1 protein-coding gene is annotated in these 2743 nt (G+C 66.3%); it reads right to left on the reverse strand.

Annotated features, from left to right (window positions below):
* Nucleotides 1-2743 (reverse strand): beta strand repeat-containing protein (locus DM374_RS32345; RefSeq protein ID WP_177431643.1); only part of this gene is annotated, 2743 nt, incomplete at both ends.

The following is a 2743-nucleotide window of genomic DNA, read 5'->3' on the forward strand; positions in this document are numbered from 1 at the left end:
AGCGGTGGTCAGCGTGCCGGTGCCCAGCGCGGCATTGCTGCCCACTACCAGCGTGCCGCCATTGAGCTGAGTGCCGCCGGTGTAACTGTTGTTGCCGTTCAGCACCAGGGTGCCGGATTCCAGTTTGTTGAGGGTCGCGCTGCCGGTCAGGTTCACATCGACCGTGGCGGTGTTGCCGCTGCCCACGCGCACGCCGGCATAGCCAGTGGAACCGTTGATCAGGTTCAACTCACCTGCGGTACCCGCGACCACGTTGTAGCCATCGGTGAGGAACTGCAGGCCGGTGGTGCTTTGAGTGCCTTCGACCGTGACGGTACCCGCCGCGCCCTGGAACACGGCGAAGCCGTCCTTCCAGCCCTGGTCGAAGTTGCCGGTGGCGTTGGTCCAGTTGCTGGCCGTACCGCCCCAAGTGCCGTTGCCTCCGGCAATGCCGCCAGGGGCGGTGGTGCTGCCGTTCCAGAACAGCACGCTACCCGCGCCGCCACCGACCAGCAGGTTGACCTGATTGCCAACGCTGGTTTGCACTTCCAGGTCGCCCGCCACCAGGCCACCCGGGATCGTGCCGATCGCCAGACCGTTGTCGGTGAGGGTGCCGGTGTAGTCGATCAGGCGGTACACGCCCAGGCCGAAGCCGCCCACGTCGGTGACGTTGAGCTTGCCATCGAGCACCAGGTTGCCGTTGACCTTGATCATCCCCGCGTTGCCGGCGACGGCGGCGCCAAGGAAGGCGTCGAGGCTGGAATCGTTGTTGAGGGTCAGGTTGCCGGTGGTCAGCGTGTTGCTGCTGATGGCTTGCAGATGCCCGCCATCGGCGATGGTCACGGCGGCGTTGACGCTGCCCTTGCCACCGAGGGTGGCGCCATTGGCGACGGTCAGCGAAGACGTGGTCAGCGCACCGTGTGCGAACAGGCTGCCCGAGGAGACGGTGGTGGCACCACTGACGTTGCTGACGCCGGTCAGCGCTACGATGCCGGAGGCGATGTCCAGGCTGCCGGCCCCGGTGATGCTGCCGGCATAGGTGCCGTTGCGCAGGGTCAGGCCACTGTTGTTGTAGAGCTGGACCGCGCCCTGTCCGCTGAGCTGATGCAAGGTGCTGTCGACACCGACGCCAAGCGTGGCGCCCGTGCCGACGCTGATGCGCGGGGTGTTCGAGCCATTGCTGCCCAGCAGATTGAGCCGGCCAGCGTCGATCTGGTAGTCGCCGGAGAAATTGCTGCTGCCCGTCAGGTCGACGGTGCTGGCGCCTTGCTTGACCAGGGTGCCGCTGCCGCTCAGCGCGCCGCTCAGGGTCAGGTCATGGCTGCCGGCCAGGGTCAGGCTGGAGCCGGAGTTCACGCCAATCGCGTTACCCAACGTCATTGCAGCGCTGGTATCGAGACTGGCCGGGCCAGCGACGGTAAGCGGACCGGTGCCCAGCGCGGCGCTGTTGCCCAGTACCAGCGTGCCGGCGTTGAGGGTGGTGCCGGCGTAGCTGTTGGCCTGATTCAGGGTCAGCGTGCTGCTGCCATTCTTCACCAGCGTGCCAGTGCCCTGCACCAGGCCGTTCAGCGTGAGGTCGTGGCTGCCAGCCAGGGTCAGTGCGCCGCTGAGGAGCAAATCGTTGACCAGGCTGACCGCCTTGTTGCTGTCCAGCGTGGTGCCGGCAGAGGTGGTCAGGTTGCCGGAACCCAGTGCCGCGTCGTTGCCCAGCACCAGGGTGCCGCCGGAGAGGCGGGTGCCATCGGTATGGCTGTTGTTGCCATTGAGCACCAGGGTGCCGCTGTCCAGCTTGTTCAGGATGCCGTTGCCGGTGAGGTCGACGTCGAGGGTGGCGGTCTTGCCGTTGTCGACGCGCACCGTGGTGTAGCCACTGCTGCTGTTGACCAGTTGCAACTGGCCCGCCGCGCCGCCGGCCAGGGTGTAGTCATTGATGAACTGCAAGCCGTTGGCGCGCTGGGTGCCCTCGACGGTGACAGTGCCGGCCGCGCCCTGGAACACCGCGAACGAGTCGTTCCAGGCGCCATTGAGGCCGGCATTGAGGGTGGTCCAGTTGCCGTTGCTGCTGTTCCAGGTGCCGTTGCCGCCTTCGACGGTGCCGTTGCCGGTCAGCTCGCTGCCGTCCCAGAAACGGATGTAGTCGGGGCTGCCCACCACCAGGTTGACCTGGTTGGAGACATTGGTCTGCAGTTCCAGTTCATTGGCCGGGAGGCCGGTCGGCAACCCCCCGAACTGCAGGTCGTGGTCGATCAGCGAACCGTTGTAGTCGAACAGGCGGTACACGCCCAAGCCGAAGCCACCGGCGTCGGTGATATTCAGCTTGCCGTCCAGGGTCAGGTTGCCGCTGACGTTGGCCAGGCCCGCCGCGCCCGGCGTGGCGGTGCCCAAGGCGACATCGAGGTTGGAGAGGTCATTCAATACCAGCGAACCGAGGGTCAGCACCGAACCGCTAGCCAGACTCAAGTGGCCGCCGTTGGCGACGGTCACTGCGCCACCCAGGGTACCGCTGCCGGTCAGGGATGCACCGTTCTCGACCGAAACACTGCCGTTACCCAGGCTGCCGTTGACCCGCAGGATGCCACCGGCAACGGTGGTTGCCCCGGCCAGCGCGCTGTTGCCGCTGAGTTGCAGTGTGCCGCTGCTGTTTTTGTAGAGGTCGCCGTTTCCGCTCAACGCGCCGCTGAAGGTGCCCTCATCAACCCGGAATTCGCCCGCATCGAGTTGCACATTACCCGCGCCGTTGAGCTGGCCGGTGGCCGCACCCGCG

The sequence above is a fragment of the Pseudomonas huaxiensis genome (assembly GCF_003231275.1).
In the GTDB taxonomy this organism is placed as follows: Bacteria; Pseudomonadota; Gammaproteobacteria; order Pseudomonadales; family Pseudomonadaceae; genus Aquipseudomonas; species Aquipseudomonas huaxiensis.